At 56.4% G+C, this 21,282-nt stretch carries 17 protein-coding genes and 1 pseudogene; 13 read left to right on the top strand and 5 right to left on the bottom strand.

Going from position 1 to position 21,282, the window contains the following annotated elements; all coding sequences use genetic code 11:
• Positions 1-168 precede the first annotated feature (168 nt).
• Positions 169-1,332 (bottom strand): glycerate kinase family protein, encoded by a 1,164-nt coding sequence (locus G403_RS0121155; RefSeq protein ID WP_027855742.1) that lies wholly within the window; start codon positions 1,330-1,332, stop codon positions 169-171.
• An 87-nt stretch (positions 1,333-1,419) separates the two neighbouring features.
• Between G403_RS0121155 and hyi the strand changes: the two genes are divergently transcribed.
• On the top strand, positions 1,420-2,205 hold the full coding sequence (hyi, locus tag G403_RS0121150; RefSeq protein WP_036234972.1) for a hydroxypyruvate isomerase: 786 nt from the start codon (positions 1,420-1,422) through the stop codon (positions 2,203-2,205).
• A gap of 19 nt (positions 2,206-2,224) precedes the next feature.
• Here hyi and G403_RS0121145 read toward each other — a convergent pair whose 3' ends face one another.
• Both G403_RS0121145 and G403_RS0121140 read right to left on the bottom strand, forming a co-directional pair.
• Positions 2,225-3,817, bottom strand: a complete 1,593-nt coding sequence (locus G403_RS0121145) for a methyl-accepting chemotaxis protein (protein WP_027855740.1) — start codon at positions 3,815-3,817, stop codon at positions 2,225-2,227.
• A 310-nt stretch (positions 3,818-4,127) separates the two neighbouring features.
• Positions 4,128-4,643: a DNA-deoxyinosine glycosylase gene (locus G403_RS0121140; protein WP_027855739.1), complete on the bottom strand. Its 516-nt coding sequence runs from the start codon at positions 4,641-4,643 to the stop codon at positions 4,128-4,130.
• 120 nt (positions 4,644-4,763) lie between these two features.
• On the opposite strand from G403_RS0121140, the gene G403_RS0121135 reads away from it, so the two are divergent.
• The 12 genes from G403_RS0121135 to G403_RS24755 all read left to right on the top strand — a co-directional run bounded on the left by G403_RS0121135 (position 4,764) and on the right by G403_RS24755 (position 19,671).
• Positions 4,764-5,585: a symmetrical bis(5'-nucleosyl)-tetraphosphatase gene (locus tag G403_RS0121135; RefSeq protein WP_027855738.1), complete on the top strand. Its 822-nt coding sequence runs from the start codon at positions 4,764-4,766 to the stop codon at positions 5,583-5,585.
• Positions 5,586-5,614: 29 nt separating this feature from the next.
• A complete protein-coding gene (gene glpE, locus G403_RS0121130) occupies positions 5,615-5,932 on the top strand; it encodes a thiosulfate sulfurtransferase GlpE (RefSeq protein ID WP_027855737.1) in 318 nt (105 codons plus the stop codon).
• Position 5,933: 1 nt separating this feature from the next.
• Positions 5,934-7,043, top strand: a complete 1,110-nt coding sequence (locus tag G403_RS0121125; RefSeq protein WP_027855736.1) for a tRNA nucleotidyltransferase/poly(A) polymerase-related protein — start codon at positions 5,934-5,936, stop codon at positions 7,041-7,043.
• 279 nt (positions 7,044-7,322) lie between these two features.
• A complete protein-coding gene (gene scpC, locus G403_RS0121120; protein ID WP_027855735.1) occupies positions 7,323-8,837 on the top strand; it encodes a succinyl-CoA:acetate CoA-transferase ScpC in 1,515 nt (504 codons plus the stop codon).
• 100 nt (positions 8,838-8,937) lie between these two features.
• Complete coding sequence (locus tag G403_RS0121115; protein WP_156899762.1) at positions 8,938-10,185, top strand: MgtC/SapB family protein; 1,248 nt, start codon at positions 8,938-8,940, stop codon at positions 10,183-10,185.
• Between the two features lie 65 nt (positions 10,186-10,250).
• Positions 10,251-12,641 carry a Lon protease family protein gene (locus G403_RS0121110; RefSeq protein WP_245578410.1) on the top strand — a complete coding sequence of 797 codons (2,391 nt, stop codon included), beginning with the start codon at positions 10,251-10,253 and terminating at the stop codon, positions 12,639-12,641.
• Between the two features lie 44 nt (positions 12,642-12,685).
• Positions 12,686-13,549: an NAD(+)--dinitrogen-reductase ADP-D-ribosyltransferase gene (locus G403_RS24185; RefSeq protein WP_211232725.1), complete on the top strand. Its 864-nt coding sequence runs from the start codon at positions 12,686-12,688 to the stop codon at positions 13,547-13,549.
• A 298-nt stretch (positions 13,550-13,847) separates the two neighbouring features.
• Positions 13,848-14,975, top strand: a complete 1,128-nt coding sequence (locus G403_RS0121100) for an ABC transporter ATP-binding protein (protein ID WP_036234969.1) — start codon at positions 13,848-13,850, stop codon at positions 14,973-14,975.
• 56 nt (positions 14,976-15,031) lie between these two features.
• Entirely contained in the window at positions 15,032-16,090 is a 1,059-nt protein-coding gene (locus tag G403_RS0121095) for an ABC transporter substrate-binding protein (RefSeq protein WP_027855731.1), read from the top strand.
• 67 nt (positions 16,091-16,157) lie between these two features.
• Complete coding sequence (locus G403_RS0121090; protein ID WP_027855730.1) at positions 16,158-17,399, top strand: ABC transporter permease; 1,242 nt, start codon at positions 16,158-16,160, stop codon at positions 17,397-17,399.
• A gap of 22 nt (positions 17,400-17,421) precedes the next feature.
• On the top strand, positions 17,422-18,273 hold the full coding sequence (locus G403_RS0121085) for an ABC transporter permease (RefSeq protein ID WP_027855729.1): 852 nt from the start codon (positions 17,422-17,424) through the stop codon (positions 18,271-18,273).
• A gap of 156 nt (positions 18,274-18,429) precedes the next feature.
• Complete coding sequence (locus G403_RS24755; protein ID WP_051299385.1) at positions 18,430-19,671, top strand: GGDEF domain-containing protein; 1,242 nt, start codon at positions 18,430-18,432, stop codon at positions 19,669-19,671.
• Between the two features lie 13 nt (positions 19,672-19,684).
• Here the strand turns inward: G403_RS24755 and G403_RS0121075 are convergent, their stop codons facing one another.
• On the bottom strand, positions 19,685-20,872 hold the full coding sequence (locus G403_RS0121075) for an MFS transporter (protein WP_027855728.1): 1,188 nt from the start codon (positions 20,870-20,872) through the stop codon (positions 19,685-19,687).
• 253 nt (positions 20,873-21,125) lie between these two features.
• Positions 21,126-21,282, bottom strand: a pseudogene (locus tag G403_RS25925) (transposase); the annotation flags it as partial.

The following is a 21,282-nucleotide window of genomic DNA, read 5'->3' as shown; positions in this document are numbered from 1 at the left end:
AGCCCCCGCTACCAAATTCAGAGAAAGCCGGATGGGGTGACCTGTCCGGCTTTTTCGTTGCCGGGGTGGAGCAGTCTGGTAGCTCATCGGGCTCAGCTCTTCATAAACCCGGCGAAGGTCGTTGATTCAATCCAGCCCCCGCTACCAAATTTAAGAGAGGCAGATCAGCTACTTAGCGGTCTGCCTTGTTTGTTGCTGGCCCCAGGCTGAGAAAGCCGCCAGATTGCGCGCGCAGGCGCGCAGATTCTCTGCTGCACAAGACAAAGCCTGCTCCAGCGAAATCGCCGCCGGAAGAATCGGGAATACCGCTGCAATGCCTTCGTCAGAAAGGAGGTCTAAGGTCTGGGGATCAACGGGAACCGATCCACCCACTGCGATACAGGGGACGTTTTGAGCTCGCGCATGCCGGGCAACGCCCTGAATGGTTTTTCCCCGTACACTCTGGCGATCAATACGCCCTTCACCGGTCAGGACCAGGTCTGCATCTTGAAGCCGCTGATCAAATTGCACAGCATCAAGGACAATATCAATGCCCGGCTTAAGCTGAGCCGGGAAAAACGCCAGAAACGCGGCTCCCAAACCACCCGCAGCACCCGCCCCTGGCTCGTCTTTAACAGCCTTTCCGGTTGTTGTTTCGACACAGGACGCGTAGGTCGCCAATACCCGGTCCAACCGTTCAACCATCGCGGGTGATGCACCTTTTTGCGGCCCAAATACAGCTGAGGCACCCTCCTGACCAACCAGCGGATTATTCACATCGCACGCAATCTGGAATTCGCAGGCCATTAAGCGCTTATCGAGCCCGTCTGCATTAATCCGACTCAGTCTGGCGAGCCCCTTTGCCCCACGCTCTACAGGCCCACCGGCCTGGTCGACCAATTCCAGGCCCAGCGCCTGCAGCATACCCGCTCCACCATCATTGGTGGCACTTCCACCCAACCCAATAATGAACCGACGGGCTCCGGCATCCAAAGCGCACTTGATCAACTGTCCGGTACCGAAAGTGGAGGCGCACCAAGGGTCACGTTCATGGGGACCGAGTAAAGCAAGGCCGGAGGCACTGGCACATTCAATCACCGCCGTGCCGTCCGGCAATTCACCCCAGAGTGCATCCACCGGCCGCCCCAACGGATCCTCCACCCTTGCCTGATGCAGCATGCCTCCCGTTGCCGCAACCAGGGTTTGCGTGGTGCCCTCGCCCCCATCGGCGACGGGCAGCTCTATGCACTGGGCGCCGGGCATACCCATACACCAGCCCTGTGCCAAAGCCTGAGCCACAGCCGGCGCATCGAGGCTCTCTTTAAATGAGTCCGGGGCAATCAGAACTTTCATGGCATAACTCCCAACTGACGCAGGCCGCGTTGATCACCAAATCAAACCCCAGCATAATCCCCGCTTTAGCCAAAGGGGAACATCCGTGTGATCAATCTGGCCGTCAACCTTTCTCTACTATTCACCGAAGTCCCCTTTCTGGAGCGTTTTCAACAGGCAGCGCGCGCAGGCTTTACGCGTGTTGAAACTCAGTTCCCCTATCACTGGCCCATTCAAGCACAAGCCGAACAGTTGAAAGCACTGGGGCTGACTCAGGTATTAATCAACCTGCCCGCCGGTAACTGGGAAAATGGAGAACGCGGAATCGCCTGCCATCCGAGTCGCATCGATGAGTTTCGAAACGGCGTACAGTCCGCGCTGGAGTATGCTCGAGCCCTATCCTGCTCCAAGGTCAACTGCCTTGCGGGCATTCCTGAACAGGGCGTGAGCCGAGAGGATTCTGAAGCCGTACTGGTTGATAACCTGCGCTACGCGGCCGAGACATTAGCCACGCAGGGTATCGAGCTGCTACTCGAACCGATCAATACCTTCGATATCCCCGGCTTTCTGGTCCACGATGCGGAGCAAGCAATCGCGCTCATCAAACAGGCAGGGAGTCATAACCTTGCCCTGCAATACGATGTCTATCATATGGGTCGCATGGGCCGGGATGTGCTGGCGGATATTGCCACCCTCACCCCGCTAATCGGTCATATTCAGATCGCCGACACACCGGCGCGGCACGAGCCAGGAAGCGGCAACATCCCGTTCCCGGCGCTGTTTGCGTTACTCGATAACTCCGGTTACCAAGGCGTTGTCAGTGCGGAGTACAATCCCGCAACAACAACTGAAGCGGGGTTAAGCTGGATAAAACAGCTTAACCTGAACCTTTGACCCAGAGCCCGGCCCAGCATCAGGATGCACGCTGACTGTTTCTGCTATCCCAGAACTGTTGAGCCAGCTCGCCAAACCCGGTTGCTACACCCAGCATTGTACGACTGGTATCGGAGCTTAACTCCACCGCTTCCAGGTTTTGCTCCGACATGTCACGAATGCTGAACACACTCCGATTAATTTCGTCAGCGACGGAGCTTTGCTGCTCCACAGCCACGGCGATCTGGGTGCTCATTTCACTGATCAACTGAATTGATTGCAGGATGGTATCCAGAGATTCCACGGTCTTGGCGCTGTGCTCAACGCAGGTATCGGCCTGATTTTGGCCTCTTTCCATGGCATCTACCGCGCGCTGGGAACCGGTTTGCAGTCGCTCGATCATCTTGCGAATCTCTTCGGTGGAACTCTGCGTACGCGTTGCCAATGAACGCACTTCGTCAGCGACTACCGCAAAACCGCGCCCCGCCTCTCCGGCGCGCGCCGCTTCGATGGCCGCGTTTAACGCCAGCAAATTAGTCTGCTCAGCGATTTCACGAATAACATCCAGGATGCCGGAGATGCTACGACTACTCTCTTCAACATCCCGAATCACTTCCGCGGCACGCGAAATTTCCTCTTTCAGTGTATGAATCGCATCAACACTGTCGTCCACCACGCGCTTACCACTGGACACTTCGTCCAGCCCCTGAGCCGCGGCATCGGAACTGCTCTGAGCACTCTGAGCCACCTCCTGAATGCTGGTGGTCATTTCATTAACAGCGGCTGCGACCTGATCCGTTTCCGAGAACTGCCGACGCACACCATCCTGTGACTGTTCTACCGCCGCACTCAATCCGGATACCCCCGTGGTCAATGTCCCTGAAGAGTCGGAAATCCGGCCAATCAAGCCTGCCGTTTCGGACTCAAGCATCTTCATGGCCAGACGGATCTGACCCAGCTCATCGGCACGACCGGTATAGACATGCTGAGCAACGGGATCAGAGACCACGCCTTTAGAGTGCTCCACCAGCTTTCTCAGGGGTTGCAGGCTCAGGTAGATACCGGCCATGCTAATGAGCGCAACGGCAGACCAGATAGCCAAAAAAGCAGGAATCGACTCGGTCATTAACGAGCCGGCCACCCCCCCTGCCATAGGCACAATCACCAACAACATCAGCCGCAACCAGAACGGCATGTAGTACCCTTTCAGGAAACCCGGTGTTTTACCGGCACTAAGACGCGCATAGAGCTTCTCGGCCCGATCAACAACCGTTCGCTCCGGTTTACGCCGAACTGACTGGTATTCATCGATACGGCCTTGGCGTTTAATCGGCGTTACATAAGCGTCAACCCAGTAGTGATTGCCATTTTTACAACGGTTTTTCACAACCCCCATCCAGGAGTTGTCGTTTTTCACCCGATCCCACAGCATTTTAAAAGCTGCCGGAGGCATATCGGGATGGCGAACCATATTGTGATTACTACCGAGCAACTCCTCCCTCGAGAAGCCACTGACGCGCACGAAATCCTCATTCACATAGGTGATCGCGCCCTTGAGATTGGTGGTAGAAAGGATATTCGACGAGCTCGAATAGTCATCCTCGATGTGCGTCACTGGAAGATTTGTCTTCACTGCTGCCACCTTTATTTCTGGTTTAAAAAACCAACATCCGTTGTAGGGTTTTCGACAATGAGTACACCCTATCGCACGTAGATTGCAACAATAAAGCCAGTTATTTTTTGACCTGCCGCGATAAACCTTCAAAGCGGCTGGAAATGGTTATTTTATGTAGCATTTTTATTACATATTTGATCAATCCATCAGCTTTTTTCGCCCTGCACAGTCGCACCTTTCCGGAACGCCGTTAATACGTTCGTCGAGCGAAAAGCACCAAATCTGAGCAGAGCACTCAGACTTACGCCTCTGACTTTGCAGTAATAATCTAAGTCAGGTAGCGCTTGATCATCGCCCAGTGCTCACACTTCTGATCGATCGACAGAGACGCGTGAGCAGGGCTCGTCGAGGGCAGCTGACAGATCTCAAGTCCGCTTCCCGCAACCTGCTCAAGCGGACCGCGCCAGCGCCGAAGCACAGATCGGTAGGCAAGACCGCCATTACAGGCTATCAGCGCCAGCGCTGGCATCTGCGCTACCAATGCCGCCAGATCATTATCCTGTACCGAGTTCGATTCAATACGACTGTCCAGGCTGCCGGGCCGTTTGCAACGCTCGATCACATCCCAAAGCGCGACCCGCTCCTTCTGCAACGCACGGAGGCGCGCTTCATAACTGAGATCATCAGGCCACTGGAACAGGCGGGTCATAATCGGCCAGAACGCATTTCGGGGGTGCGCATAATATTGAGTGGCCGCCAATGAGTGCCGGCCCGGCATCGAACCGAGAATCAATACCCGAGCATCCCGCCGCCAGCTGGGCGGAAAACCGACCGCTTCAGTCAAAAGGAATCTCCCATACTCTAATCCACACACTTACGCCCTATGATAGGATGGGCGCCAGTGGCCGGTCAGCTTCCCGAGCGCCGCCCTCTGCCCAACAATGACCCGAAGAATCCGTCAGCTATGCCAACATACGCAATCGGTGATATCCAAGGCTGTTACGATGAACTGATGCGACTGCTCGAGTCCATTGATTTCAGTGATGAAGATCAGCTCTGGTTCGCCGGCGACCTGGTCAACCGCGGCCCCGGTTCCCTGGAAACCCTCCGATTTGTCAAAGGATTAGGCAAACGCGCCCGCACCGTTCTGGGTAACCATGACCTTCATCTGCTTGCCGTCCACCACGGCACAGCGGCCGGCAAACGCAAGGATACGTTGACACCGATTCTGAATGCGAGCGATCGCGACGAGCTTCTACACTGGCTGCAGCACCAGCCACTTCTGGTGGATGACCAGACACTGGGATACACCATGACCCATGCCGGCATCCCACCGCTGTGGAGTCTGAAGCAAGCCAAACAGCTCGCCCGCGAACTGGAACAGGTGTTACGCGGCCCTCTGGCCCACGAGTATTTCCTGCATATGTACGGCAATAAGCCGGACCGCTGGCGGGATAAGGAACACGGTTGGGCGCGGCTGCGTTTGATCACCAACTACTTCACTCGTATGCGATTCATCAAGCCGGACGGTACTCTGGATTTCAGTGCCAACGGCGGCCCGGAAACAGCCCCGGAAGGTTATCACCCCTGGTATGAACTGCCACGCGCCAAAGCCATCAAACGTACCATCATCTTTGGCCACTGGGCTGCACTGGGCGAGTTAACCCGCCCGGGCCTGGCAGGCCTGGATACCGGTTGCGTCTGGGGCAATAGACTGACAGCAATGCGCCTGGAGGATGGCGCCCTGTTCAGTGAACCCTGCCCCACGTATCTTAACGCCACCTGATTTACACTGTTCGATCACAGGAGATTACCTTGGACCAATACCGCTGCATCTCTACCACCGAAGCTGCCGACCTGATCGATCAGGGTGCCGATGTTGTCGACATCCGCGATCCTCAGAGCTTTTTCGCTTCCCACATCACCGGCGCGCGCAGCCTGAACAACGATAACGTGCACGATTTCATGGCCAACTCGGATATGGATAAACCGTTAATTGTGTGCTGCTACCACGGCATCAGCAGCCAGTCCGCGGCAGCCTTTTTAGTTAATCAGGGCTTTGATGAGGTCTATAGTCTCGACGGCGGCTTTGAAGCCTGGCAAAACGCCTATCCTGATCGCTGTGAACGTTAAAATGGAGATTTACCTGGTCGGCGGGGCTGTGCGTGACCGGCTACTCGGCCTGCCGGTTAAAGACCGCGACTGGGTTGTGGTTGGGGCCACACCCTCCGAGATGGAAGCCGCCGGCTACAAAACCGTCGGTAAAGACTTCCCGGTGTTCCTTCACCCTGATACCGGTGAAGAGTATGCCCTGGCGCGCACCGAGCGCAAAAGCGGCCAAGGCCATACCGCGTTCACATTTCACGCCAGCCCTGATATCACGCTGGAGCAGGATCTGGAGCGGCGCGACCTGACCGTCAACGCAATCGCTCAATCGCCTTCCGGCGAATTAATCGATCCGTTCGGTGGCCAGGACGATCTGGCCTCAAGGACATTGAGACACGTATCCCCCGCCTTTCGCGAGGACCCCCTGCGCGTTCTGCGCACGGCTCGGTTTGCAGCGCGTTTTGCCGCTCTCGGCTTTCAGGTTGCGCCGGAAACGCTAGAGCTCATGCAGGCGATTGCAGAGGATGGCGAGCTAGAGCACCTGACACCGGAGCGGATCTGGCAGGAGTTTGAGCGCGCACTCAGTACCGCCCATGTGACTGTGTTCATAGATGTTCTGAACAAAGCCCACGCCAGCGAGCGTGTGCTCCCCGAACTGCGCGCTCTGCCTCCAGACACCCCGTCAATCATGGCGCGTATGAGCACAACCTGCCAACCGGAGCAGCGCTTCGCCGTCCTGTGCGTGTTGGCCTTTGATAATTCAGCCCAGCCCCAGGCAGACATCAGGCAGCTGTGCCAGCGCCTGCGCTGCCCCAACCGGTACCGCGACCTGGCTCTTTGGTTACAAAGCACCCACCCAACGCTGGCGCAGTTCGGTCATGCACGTCCCATGGCCCAATATACGCTCATTCGTGAGCTTGACCTGCTACGCAAGCCGGAGCGGCTGGACCTGCTGCGCCCCTGTGTCCAGGCCCTGTATCAGAGCGAACACGTAATCGCCCCACAGCTGGAAGCATTACTGGATAACATGCGCGCCATCGACCCTAAACAGCTAATGGCTGAAGGGTTCAAAGGAAAAGCGCTGGGCGAGGAGATCAGCCGCCGACAACTCCAGATCTGCCAGCAATTTTCTGCTTAGCCCCACTGTCTATCCTCCCACACATTGTTGCCATTTTAGCACCAAACTGTTTTTACCCCTTTTATAAGAATACGCGCAACAAATAGATGCAGCGCTATACCCAATGTCAAACAAAATACGACTTGATTAGACCAAAGACTAATCTAATACCGCTATTCTATCGCTAAAACCTCACTATAATCGCCAATCATTCAGAGATCTGGCCGGATCTCGATCCAGCACGCCTCCGAATTCTAACGACAGAATTGCGACATACATTGGATAACGAGGAACATCAACATGTCCGCAGAGAAACGCATTCGTTGCGAAAAACTTAAAAATCGCATTATGAGCGCCGCTGACGCCGCCGCGATGATCCCCCCGGGCATCAATGTGGGCATGAGCGGTTTTACCGGTGCGGGTTACCCCAAAGCGATCCCTGGTGCACTGGCCGAGCGGATCCGCCGTCACAACGCAGAAGGCAAGCCACCGTTCCGAATCAGTGTATGGACCGGCGCATCCACAGCACCAGAGCTCGATGGAGTGCTGGCCGAGGTGGACGGGATTGAGCGTCGCTTACCCTTTCAGACCGACCCTATCTGCCGTGACCGAATCAATACCGGCAAAATGGATTACGTGGACTACCACCTGTCAGAGGTCTCGCAATACGCCTGGTCGGGTTTCCTCGGCAAAATGGATATCGCCGTCATCGAGGTATCGGGCATCAGAGAGGATGGCAGCCTCATCCCCTCCTCCTCCGTGGGCAACAACAAAACCTGGATCGAGCAGGCGGACCGCATCATTCTTGAAGTGAATGATCAGCAAAGCGCGGGACTGGAGGGCATGCACGATGTCTACTACGGCACAGCACTTCCGCCGCACCGTCAGCCGATCATGATTACTCATCCCGCTGATCGAATTGGCGACGCTTACCTGGCCTGTCCGCCCGAGAAAGTGATCGCTGTCGTAAAGACCAGCGCTGCCGATCGCAATTCACCGTTCAAAGAGCCGGACGAAGTCTCCAAGCGTATTGCCAGTCACATTCTGAACTTTTTTCATCAGGAGATAGAGGCCGGTCGATTGCCCGCAGAACTGCTACCGATCCAATCCGGCGTGGGCAATATCCCCAATGCCGTCTTAAACGGACTGGATGCAGGACCTTTTAAAAACCTCACCGCGTTCACCGAAGTGATTCAGGATGGCATGCTGGCGATGCTCAAGTCGGGCACGCTGGCCGTCGCCTCCGCCACCGCATTTTCCTTGAGTCCAAAAGCACTGGAAGAGCTCAACGCCAACATCGACTTTTACCGCGAACGGATCATTTTGCGCCAACAGGATATCAGCAACCATCCGGAGCTTGTTCGCCGACTCGGCATCATTGCCATGAACGGCCTGATTGAAGCGGATATCTACGGCAACGTGAATTCCACCCATATCATGGGCACCCGAATGATGAACGGCATTGGCGGCTCCGGCGACTTTGCCCGCAATGGTTACCTGTCTATTTTTGTATCTCCCTCCACCGCCAAAGGGGGTGCTATCTCCGCGATTGTCCCCATGGTGTCCCATGTGGATCACACCGAACATGATGTAAAGATTATCGTTACTGAGCAGGGACTGGCCGATCTGCGCGGGCTCTCCCCCCGACAGCGAGCTCATGAAATCATCGATAAGTGCGCACATCCCGACTTCAAGCCGGCACTGATGGACTACTTCGAGCGATCTCAGGCCAGCGGTCGTGGCCAACATACCCCGCACCTGCTGGAAGAAGCATTGAGCTGGCACCTGCGATTTGAAGCTGAGGGTCATATGTAATCCGGTTTTTCTCTATGCTCTAAGCCTTGGGCGCCCACAGTGGCGCCATTTTTTTCTACGCTGTAAGTAGAGAGATTCCTTTTCGGGCATGGAGCCAAACGTGACCACACACCCTATAGCACAACTATTGATCGCGCTTGTACTGGGCCTGCTGATCGGACTCGAGCGTGGCTGGCATGAGCGTGAGACCCGCTCCGGCGGGCGTATTGCAGGCATCCGAACCTTTGCGCTGATTGCCATCAGCGGCGAGCTCGCCGGCACTTTGGGTCTGTTGTTTTCACCCTGGATTGCGGCCGTCTCGCTGCTGGGGTTTGTCGGCTTGCTGGCCCTGGGCTATCGCCTGAACATCGATGAAGATCACGACTACGGTATGACAACCGTCGTCGCGGCCCTCCTGACCTTTCTACTGGGTTTACTGGTCGCGGTGGGAGAAACCAGCCTGGCCATCGCGGCTGCTGTGATCACCACCGTATTGCTGCATTTCAAGGAAACTCTGCACCACTGGCTCCATGATCTAAGCTCACTGGAACTGCGCGGTATTCTGCAACTCGGCTTGATCTCCGCCGTGCTGCTCCCCGTGCTACCCGACCAAGGTTATGGGCCCTGGAATGCACTCAACCCCTACGAGATCTGGATGCTGGTGGTACTGATAGCGGGGATCAGCCTGACAGGCTACTTTGCCATGCAGATCGCGGGTCCCGACAAAGGCGTGATGATCACCAGCGCACTGGGCGGCCTTGCCTCGAGCACAGCCACCACGCTGAGTCTGGCGCGGATGAGTCGAAAGATGCCCTTGCACCGGTTGCTGGCCGGCGGCGTACTGTTAGCCAGTGCAATCATGTACCCCCGGGTGTTGTTTGAAGTGGCCGTTTTGAATCGTGCACTGCTGGAGTCCCTGATAATCCCGCTGGGCGGCATGAGTGTGGTCAGCTTCGGTATGGCGCTCTGGCTCTGGCATCGGGATGAGCCTCATGGGCAGGTCAACACCCAGGAGATCGCCTCCTCGCCATTCCAGATCGGCCCTGCCCTGCAGTTCGGTTTTCTGCTGGCGGTGATCATGCTGGCGGCACAGGGGATTCGAGAGCAGATCGGTGAACAGGGTCTGTGGATCGTTTCCATCGTGGCAGGACTGACCGATGTGGACGCCATCACCGTGACACTGGCCCGCATGGCCCACGATGGCATCAGCGACAGCACCGCTGTGATCGGTATCACCCTGGCCGCCCTCACCAACACCTTGGTGAAAGGTGCTTTGGCCACCATGGCAGGCGGTACAGCCCTGCTCAGGCAGCTTTGGCCAGGGCTTACCGTGACTGTCGCCACCGGCGCGATTCTGATGTTGATCTGATCCAGGTCACAGCATGGAACAGGTTCTGATCTACTCTAGAGAGGTTAATGGTAAGGATGACGCACATGGAACCCAAAGCACTGACCCCGGATCAGCTCTACCACCGCTGTGATCTATCGTCGTTGGGCATCACCTCCACCAACGATCTCCCGCCCGAGTTTTCGGCGCTGGGCCAGACCCGCGCCATGGACGCGATCCAGTTCGCCGTTGGCATGCCCCACCCGGGGTATAATCTGTTTGTCAGTGGTCCCACCGGGGTTGGTCGTCGCGAGCTGGTATCCCGGCATATCCGGACACTGGCTGCCAGTGGTGAAACGCCCACAGACTGGCTCTATGTGCACAACTTCGAGCGCGCACAGGAACCGCGCATGCTCTCACTGCCCCAGGGCCAGGGACTGGAGCTGCGCCAGGAGATGCAGAAACTGTTGGAGAGCCTCCTGATCCGGGTGCCGGCGGCGTTCAAGAGCGACGAATACCGTAACCGGGTACAGGAGCTTTCCGACGAGTTTGAAAAGCGCGAGGAATCCCAGTTCAAGGCCCTGGGTGAGAAAGCCCATGAACAGCAAATCACGTTGATGCGCACACCGGCCGGCTACACACTGGGTCCACTCCGGGATGGCAAGCTGATGACGCCGGAGCAGTTTAAAGAGCTGCCCGAGCAGGAGCAGGCGCGGATTAAACAGGCACTGGAAGACCTGAATACAGAGCTCACCGCATTGATCCGGGAAATGCCCAAACTGCAGCAGGAACACCGTGAGGCGATCCGGGCGCTGGATGACGAAATTACCCACCACGTTATCGACCCGGCCCTGAGTCAATTACGGGATAAATATGGCAGTCAGCGGCCGGTGCTGGAGTTCCTCGACCAGATTCATCAGGATATGATCGAAAACGTGGACGACTTTTTCGCCCAGGATAAAGAGGAAAACGCAAAAACACCGATTCACAAGCTGGCGCGCAGTGATCGCTTTCGCCGCTATCAGATCAATCTGCTGGTTAATCAGCCTGCCGACGGTTCTCCGGTGGTGGTAGAAGATATACCGAGCTACCAGAATCTGGTCGGCCGCATCGAATACCAGGCCCATTTCGGAACGCTGTCCACCGACTTCAGCCTGATTCAACCCGGCGCCCTGCATCGCGCCAACGGTGGCTACCTGATTGTCGATGCACAGAAACTGCTTTCCTACCCTTTCGCCTGGGAGGGCCTCAAGCGCGCCCTGCGTAATCACGAGATCCGTATCGATCCGCTGGAGAAGATGTATGGCGTCAGCGGGACACGCTCGCTGGAAGCTGAACCGATACCGCTGAAGTTAAAAGTCATTCTGATCGGTGAACCGCGTCTCTATTACCTACTCAAAGCTTACGACCCGGAATTCAGCTCCCTGTTCAAGATCTACGCAGACTTCAACGCACAACTGGGTAGAACGAACGAGAACATCCAGAGCTACCTGAAGTTAATCAGCCAGCTGGTCCATGAAGAGGCACTGGCTCCGTTCAGCCGACACGCGTTGGAACGCGTGATTGAACAGAGCTCGCGACAGGTGGATGACAGTGCCAAGCTCTCACTCAACCGGGGTAAGTTGATCGATCTGCTGAGAGAAGCCAGCTTCTGCGCCACCCGTAAGGGGAAGAGCGAAGTGAGCGCGGAGCATATCGACCAAGCCTTGAGAATGGCCCGCACACGTAGCGCTCAGTATTCCGAAATCATGCTGGAGCAGATGGAGCGTGGCACCGTCATGATCGATACCGAGGGCAGCGCTGTCGCCCAGGCTAACGGCTTGTCGGTGTTTCAGTTGGGGGACCAACGTTTTGGTAAACCCAGCCGCATCAGTGCCACGGCGCGTCTGGGTAGCGGTAAACTGATCGATATCGAACGGGAAACCGAGCTGGGCGGATCGATCCACAGCAAAGGCGTCATGATTCTGGCCAACTGCATCGGTGCGCGATATGCGCGCAACAGCCCGCTGTCTCTGCACGCGAGCCTCGTATTCGAGCAGTCGTACGGCATGATTGACGGTGACAGCGCATCGGCCCTGGAGCTCTGTGTCATCCTGTCCGCCATCAGCGGCTTACCGATCAAACAATCGCTGGCAGTCACCGGATCGATCAATCAGCGCGGTGAAATCCAGGCCATAGGCGGCGTCAACGAAAAGATTGAAGGCTTTTTCGAGCTCTGCCAGGCCCGCGGCCTCACTGGCGAGCAGGGTGTCATAATCCCCGCCGCCAACGTGGAACACCTGATTCTCGACGCCGAGGTGGTCGACGCCTGTGCCCAAGGGCGTTTCCAGATTTACGCGGTCTCTCAGCTCGATGAGCTGATCGCACTACTGTTTGCTCGCACACCCGGAAAACCGGACGATGAGCAGCGTTATCCCCCCGGAAGCGTCAATGGCCGGGTTCAGCAGCAGTTGCTGGACTGGACCGAGCTGGCGCGCAAACAGAATAAAGGGGAGTGATGGAGATCATGGGCCAGTTGACCGCCCGGTGTTAGTCTCTGACTGTGACCGATATCAAGCCTCCCCCTCCGTTTCCGGTACCACCGCGCCATGCGCTGATACCGATCAACCGTTGCAACCTGCCGGCGCGGGTTCTGGCGAGTATCGATTTTCAGTTATCCCCCATCCCGCTGCGCATCGATGGAGTTGATGCGCTGTATGGCGACCTGACACGACTACTGAGTGATGCTGAAACCCAAGAGGCCAAGCAACGCTGCTTTCACGATTATATGACACTGCGATTTCGGCTTCCGGCCGAAGATCTGCCTGATTCGCCCCTGGAAGAACCCCAACTGCGGCCCAAAGCACACTACAGCCGTTTGCTGAGAGGTTGGTTTTTTGATGCCGACAGCCGCGAGGGCGCAGTCTGGAAAGGTTGGGTAGAATCCCGTTTTGGCCTGCTGACACGCTATCACAAGGTGCCGATACCCGGCCCTGAATCAGACGCCTACGACCGCTTCATGGAGGAGCGGGTTCGCGGAATCTATAACACCAACGCGCTGGAGACCCAGCTCGACCTACTCTACACCTACGCTCAGTTTGAACTGCAAAGGCGCTACCCGGATCGCACGCATCTCACACTCTATCGCGGCAGCCGGGGAAGCCTCTACGACAGTTACGCCGGCCGACCGGTCAAGCTGTTCAACAACATCAGCTCCTTCTCGCTGGACCCGGAAGAAGCGCTGCGCTTTGGCAACCGTGTGCTTAAAGTTGAGGTTCCGCTGGTCAAAATCATCTGTTTCGAGTCCCTGCTGCCTGGCCAGCTTCATGGAGAGCGGGAGTTTATGGTGCTGGGCGGGTTATTTCTTGCCGATCACTATCGGGGAATCGGTAGTTCCGGTTCAGCGTACTCAGTTCCCACTGACTGAACAGTGTTACGCAACAAGTGTTACGTTTGGAAACACCCTAAAAGCTGACCGCCTGGATAAGCCAATATCCCAGCATTTTGCAAGATCTACAGAAAAGATCACTGCCATTCTTTTTTTTAACCAAAAAAGTGCACGAATCGCCCACAAGTGGTGCAGATGGTCTATACCTATTCTAGTGAGCACTATCGCTATAACCGTGAAACAGCCGAAATCATCGCATTGCGTCCATGCTGGTACGTTGTTTGCCTTCCAAACAGCCAATCGAGCACCCGTGGACGCAAACTGAAGGGGTTAATCAGTGTCAGGTTCCGAAATCAACGACAAGTACGTTCGCTTTATCAACGTCAAGAAAAGCTACGATCAGAAATCTCTGGTCGTCAAAGACTTCAACCTGGATATTCGTAAAGGGGAGTTTGTTACGCTCCTCGGGCCCTCCGGCTCCGGTAAAACCACTTGCCTGATGATGTTAGCCGGTTTTGAAGACGTCACCAGCGGCGCCATCGAGATCAACGGTCGCTCCGTTCAGGACGTGGCGCCCTATCACCGCAACATCGGCATGGTGTTTCAGCACTACGCGCTGTTCCCCCATATGACCATCGGCGAGAATCTGGCCTACCCGCTGAAGGTACGCAAACTGCCAGCCAGTGAAGTGAAGCAAAAGGTTAAAGACGCCTTGGCTCTGGTGGAGCTGGACGCCTTTGCCGGCCGCTACCCGGGCCAGCTCTCCGGCGGTCAGAAACAGCGTGTAGCGCTGGCGCGCTCGCTGATTTTTGAACCCAGCATCGTTCTGATGGATGAGCCCCTGGGTGCGCTGGACAAGAATCTACGCGAACACATGCAGTATGAGATCAAGCGCCTCCATGAGCAGCTCGGTTTTACCGCCATCTACGTCACTCATGACCAGACCGAAGCCTTGACCATGTCGGACCGGATCGCGGTGTTCAATGATGGCGTCGTGCAGCAATGCTCTCATCCGTCTGCACTGTACGAGACACCGGCCAACTCCTTTGTCGCCGACTTTATCGGCGAAAACAACCATATCCACGGTACCGTAGACGCCTGCGATGACAAGCTTGCAACGATCAGCCTGTCCCGGGGTGACAAGGTCACGGCCCTCAATATCAACTGCCCGCCAGTGGGTGAGCCCTGCATTCTGTCGGTTCGCCCCGAAAACCTGTTCATTGCCGATGCCGGCCGTGAACTCGATAACGTTATTACCGCCAAGTTCATCACCCGTCTCTACGTGGGGGATGCCATCCGCTACTTCTTCGAGATGAGTGACGGGGCGGAGCTGATGGTCAAGGTACTTAATGACCAGAATGCGCCGGTGCTGGAACCGGGTTCTCAAACCCGGCTGACCTGGGCTACTGACCGAGGTCTGGGCCTCGACAAACCGGCGGAAAAGGACGCTGTTACGGCTGCATGAGGCGGCCGGACAAATTGCGTGGACCAAACGACTCAATGTCTGGAAGAGGTGATCCAATGAAGAAAAAGCTGACTAGTCTGGCCGCCGCCGTCGCATTCGGCCTGGCAGCCAACACCGCGATGGCCGATGAGATGACCGCCGTTTCTTTCGGTGGCGCCTATGGTGCGGCACAGCAGAAGCACATGATCGACCCGTACATGGAGAAAACCGGACACAACATCCTGTTCGAGAACTACTCCGGCGGTGTTGCCGAGCTCAAGGCACAGGTTGAGAGCGGCAATGTCCTCTGGGATGTGATCGATATGGAGGTTATCGACCTGGAACGTGCCTGCTCCGAAGGTCTGCTGGAAGTTTTCCCGCACGACGTTCTGCCGCCGGGTGATGACGGTACACCGGCCGCCGAAGACTTCAGTGAAGAGGCGCTGGCCAACGAATGTGGCGTCGGTAACATCGTCTGGACCGTACTCTACGCCTATAACCACGACACCATCGAAGGCGGTGAACCTTCCACCATGGCAGACCTGTTCGACACCGCCACCTTCCCGGGCAAGCGCGCACTGCGTAAGCGTCCGCAGGTAAACATGGAGTGGGCGCTGCTGGCAGATGGGGTGCCTAAGGATGAGGTCTATGACCTGCTGGCCACCGAAGAAGGTCAGGCTCGCGCATTCGCCAAACTCGACACCATCAAAGATGACATCGTCTGGTTCGACAGCTGGTCGCAGGCTCCTCAGCTTCTCAATGACGGTGGTGCGGTGATGGTTCAGTCCGCTAACGGGCGCTTCTTCGCGGCAATCCAGGAAGAGAACAAGCCGTTTGAAATGGTTTGGGACGGGCACGTCTTCGATCTGGACGTCTGGGCCATCGTGAAAGGTACCGACAAGAAAGATCTGGCGATCGACTTCATCAAGTTTGCGACCGGCTCCAAGCCGCTGTCTGGCATGCCTGAAGTGGCTTACGGCCCGACTCGTCAGTCCTCTTACGCCTACATCGATGAAAACGTGATCCCGAAACTGCCGTCCGCTCACCTGGATGAAGGTCTGAAAGCCTCCTCCATCTTCTGGGCCGATTACGGCGAATCACTCGGTGAGAAATTCAACGAGTGGCTGTTGAAGTAAGCATTATCCTCGCGTACCAAACCGGGCGGGCATAACGCCTGCCCGGTCTTAAAAGGGTTTATATCGCATGTCCAACCCAGAGTTGACGCCCGACGAAGTCAAACAAGCGGACCGCAACCGTCGCCGGAAAAAGCTGATGGCGATCGCCTTTGTGGCCCCCTTGCTGCTGTTTATCTTTGTCACGTTCGTCGCCCCTATCGGGACGATGCTCTACCGTAGTTTCTACCACCCCACCGTCTCCGAGCTGATACCGGAAACCCTGGATCAACTGGACCAGTGGGAGGAAGGAAGCAGCGATCTGCCGCCCGATCAGGCTTTGAATACCTTTGCCGTCGAGCTGCAAGCCCTGGCCAAGGAGCGCCTCTCCGGCAAACTCGCCGAAGAGATCAACCGAGCGCTTCCCGGTGCCTCCAGCCTGATCAAGTCCACCGCGCGCAAGATGCGCCGGGCCGAGACCGAAACATTGAGAACCGAGGGGGCTCAACTGCTGCTGGATGCTCACCCGAAATGGAAACAACTTGACGTCTGGCGCGCCATGAAAAGCTCTGGTGCTGTTCTGAAAGACGACTTTTACCTGACCGCGCTGGATCTGGAACGTACCCCCGAAGGGGAAGTGGTCCAGCGTGACACCCAGATTTACCTCCAGCTCTACTGGAAAAGTCTGAAGATTGCGTTCTACATCACGGCGCTGACGGCACTGATCGGCTTCCCGCTGGCGTGGTATCTGGCCAACGCGCCCTCACGCGTGGCCAACACGCTGATGATCTTTGTGCTGCTGCCGTTCTGGACCTCGCTGCTGGTACGCACCACAGCCTGGATTGCGCTGCTACAGACCAACGGCGTGATCAACTCAACATTGATGTCGCTGTTTATCATCAATGAACCGCTGGAGATGCTCTATACGCAGTTCGCAACGGTCATTGCGATGACCCATATACTGTTGCCGTTCATGATTTTGCCACTCTACAGCGTGATGAAAGGGATCGACCCCAGCTACTTCAGGGCCGCTTTATCGCTGGGTGCCAAACCGATACCGGCGTTTATCAGGATCTATATGCCGATGACAGTCCCAGGCCTCAGTGCCGGTGCACTGCTGGTGTTCATAATATCCATCGGCTACTACATCACCCCGGCATTGGTAGGGGGTACCGAAGGTCAGATGATCTCCAATATCATCGCCTTCCATATGCAGTCGTCCAACAACTGGGAGCTGGCCGCCGCCTTGGGCTCGCTGCTGCTACTGTTGATTACCGTGCTGTACTGGCTGTACGACCGCCTGGTCGGCATCAGCAATCTGAAGCTGGGCTAACGGGGCGAGGAGAACGATACTGATGGCTCAATATCCACGTTATTTCACACTCTGGCAGAAGCTGGGGTTAACCGGGGTTAAGCTCACCGCCTGGCTGGTGCTGCTTTTCCTCATCCTGCCGATCCTGGTCATTATCCCGCTCTCGTTTAACGCGGAGCCCTACTTCACGTTCACCGAAGGGATGCTGGCACTGAACCCGGAAGCCTACTCACTGAAGTGGTATCGCGAAATTCTGGCCGATGACAAGTGGCTACTGGCGATACAGAACAGTTTCTACATCGGGTTCATGGCGACTATTATCGCCACGGTATTGGGCACCACGGCGGCGATTGGACTTTCCAACTCGCAGATGCCGTTCCAGCGCATGATCATGGCGCTGCTGCTCTCACCGATGATCGTTCCATTGATCATCACGGCAGCGGGTATGTTCTTCTTCTATACCCAGTTGGATATCGCGGGCAGCTATATCGGCGTTATCCTGGCGCACGCGGCGCTGGGCACACCCTTTGTGGTTATCACCGTTAACGCGGCCCTGGCCGGGTTCGATTACTCCCTGATCCGTGCTTCTCTGGGCATGGGGGCCAAGCCGGTTTACACCTTTTTCAAGGTGATCATGCCGCTGATCCGCCCCGGGGTCATCTCGGGCGCTCTATTCGCCTTCGTGACCTCGTTCGACGAAGTCATCGTGGTGCTGTTCCTGGCCGGCCCCGAGCAACGGACGATTCCGCGTCAGATGTTCTCGGGCCTGCGTGAGGAGATCAATCCGACGATTCTCGCGGTCGCCACACTGCTGGTACTGATTTCTGCACTGCTGCTGCTGACCATGGAATATCTGCGAGCTCGCGGAGAAAAGATCAGAGCTGGCACAAACTAAACGCGAAGGGCGCGCTACGGCGCGTCCTTTCACCCTCGCTTTACAACCATCAGCAACAACGGGCCACAAACGGCACGCGCATTTATTAAACAACTGTTTACATAAGCAGACGCATACCTTAGGGTTTACGCTTCGACATTTGAGTATCCAGAAGTAATGCCGAAGCTGACCTCTCTGTCCCGCTCCCTCAATACCGCACTGTTTAGAGCCGTACTGGTTGCCCTGCTGATCCTGGTCGGTATCAGCCTCGTTGCTTATAAGGGCGCCATCGAGAAGCAGATCTATCGCGACAGCCAATTCATTTCAGAACTGGTATTCAGTCGATTCTTTACGTTGATGTCCCAAGGAGCGCCCGCCGATACGATTCAGCACGAACTTGAACAGCTCTATGACGAAGATCTGGATGTCAGCTACGAGGTACTGCGCAGCAACCTGGTCAGCCGACAGTTTGGTGGGGAGGCCGAGCTGACCGAACGCCAGACGCTTCAACTGCGGCAACATGATTTTTTCCAACATAGCGGTATGAAGCTTACCTACCTGCGCCCGCTGCTTTTTGATGAGCGCTGCCTACAGTGCCATATCGGCATAGAGAGTGGCGAGCTGGCTGGCGCATTGGCCATCACCTCTCCCATACCCTCACTCAAGCTACCCTTTCGCTACCTGATCTGGGGCGTGGCAATGATTGTTGCCCTGACGCTTGTATCAACACTGCTGATTCTGTCACACCACGCCCGACGCCACATCATCCACCCGGTTGAGCGGATCAGTGGCAAGATGAAGCAGATTAACGACCATACCGACCTGGCCGAGATGAAACGCGACAGTTGGCCAATTCAGGAGTTCGACTCTCTGGAGGCCGCGTTCCACAGTCAGCATAAGAAGCTGCTCAACGCCTATCAAGCGCTCCAACAACGGGCCGAGCTGGATCCCCTGACCGGAGCCTATAACCGCTTCCGGTTTGACGATCTCCTGGAGAATGCACTGGCGCGAGCTCAGCGCCAGCAGGAACCGCTGTCACTGGTGATGCTCGACCTGGATCATTTTAAGCAGATCAATGACGCTCAGGGGCACAATGTAGGCGACATGGTCCTCAAGCGTCTGGCCCGACAGCTCTCCAAGGTAATCCGCAGTACCGATCACCTGGTTCGCCTCGGCGGAGACGAGTTTCTGCTCATCACCGAGGGCTGCACTCGCGGACAGACCTCCACCCTGTTCGAACGGCTGCGAGAATCACTCGATGTCGCCGAAGCCAACAACCCCATTGGCTGCCATATCGAATTCAGCGTCGGCGTGGCGGAATATCCGCTGGATACAACCTCTAAACAGGAGCTGATTAAAACTGCCGATGGGCGGATGTATGCGCACAAACTATCGCGCCGGGCGCAGCGCGGCGCCTGACAAGCCATCCGCTTCAGTTCAAGGTACCCGCCGTTGCGGCAGCACTCCGACGCCGTGCACTGCTCCAGACCAACCCCATCGCGATAACGATCGCCGGTAACATCAGCAGGTTCAGCATCTCCCAACCCAATGCAGCCTGAAGGTGCCCCGAGAGCAGAGCGCCCATAGCGGAGAAGCCGAACACAAGAAAGTCATTCATCCCCTGTACTTTGGCTTTTTCCGCCGGATAGTAGGTATGGGTTAACAGCGTTGTCGCACCGATAAAGGCGAAATTCCAGCCCACGCCCAGAGCGACCAGCGCGACCCAGAAATGCCAGTAGGTGACACCAAACTGGTTAAGCAATACGCAGAAAATCAGCAGCAGGCACCCGGCCTGAATCACCCTCGTATCACCAAAACGGGCAATCAGTTTTCCGGTAAAAAAGGAGGGCAGAAACATCCCCAGCACATGCCACTGAATAATGCTCGCTGTACTGTCAAAGGCAAAGCCACAACTCTCCATCGCCAACGGCGTCGCCGTCATCACCAGTACCATCACGCCATAGCCGATAGCGCCGGCAGTCACTGCAGCGACCAGCGCCGGCTGCAACAGCAGCTCCGAATAAGGCCGGGCATCCCCCTTCTGTTCCGCCAGATCCGCCGGCCGCAATGGCAGCAGCGCGATCAGCGCCGTGGTAAGGACATACAGACCGATCAGGACAAAGAAAGCTCCAAGGTAGTCGGTACTCACCGCCAGGTGTTCAGACCAGATCGCCAGGTTGGGCCCGAGAACCGCCGCCAGAATCCCGCCTCCCATCACCAGTCCGATCGCCCGCGGATGCTGATCCGGTGAGCAGTGTTCGATGGCGGCAAAGCGGTACTGCTGCCCCACGCCGATCGCCATCCCCAGGAGAAAGGTGCTGAGACAGAACAGCGTGAAATTAGCCTGAGCCAGCGCATAAGAGGCCAGTACCGCACCGCCCACACCAATCAGGTTACCGGTCAAAAAGCCGATCTTACGACCAAACCAGCGCATCAGGTGAGCGGCGGGCAGAGTCGCACTCATCAGACCCAAAAACTGCAGCGCCACCGGTAGTGTGGCCAATCCCAGATCCGGCGCAATACGCTGCCCGATCAGCGCCGTCACCGACACCAATAAAATATTTCCCGTAATCAACAGCGCCTGTCCCAGCGCCAGTCCCCAAACCGTGATTGGTAGCATAATCCCTGGCCGTTATGTAATTTCGAGCCGGCTAATATAGCAATGCGGAACAGTCAGTGCACCATCCGTTCGCACGTACTAATTCGAAATAAAGTAAGCGAACATTACCCGGAGATATAAGCCAAATCCGGATGGCCAAAAAACGATTTCAATAGTCGTGGCAATTTTTGCAAACGTCGAAGCTGCCGGTAAACAGTGCTCCGAAGTTGTTCTTTGCTGTTAATGATCTTTTTACCGACGTGATGGTATTTGATATAGCCCCAAACAGACTCGTCAGGATTCAGCTCCGGCGAGTACGGCGGCAGGAAGAACAACCTGAGCTTGCCGTCGAGACTCTCAACATAGTCTCGAACCCGACGAGCATGATGAACCGGGTGGTTATCGAGGATCAGGAAAACCGGCTTGTCAAC

It is taken from the genome of Marinobacterium litorale DSM 23545, assembly GCF_000428985.1.
GTDB lineage: Bacteria > Pseudomonadota > Gammaproteobacteria > Pseudomonadales > Balneatricaceae > Marinobacterium_D > Marinobacterium_D litorale.
Note: the sequence above shows the minus strand (reverse complement) of the source record. Positions and strands in the feature narration are given on the sequence as shown.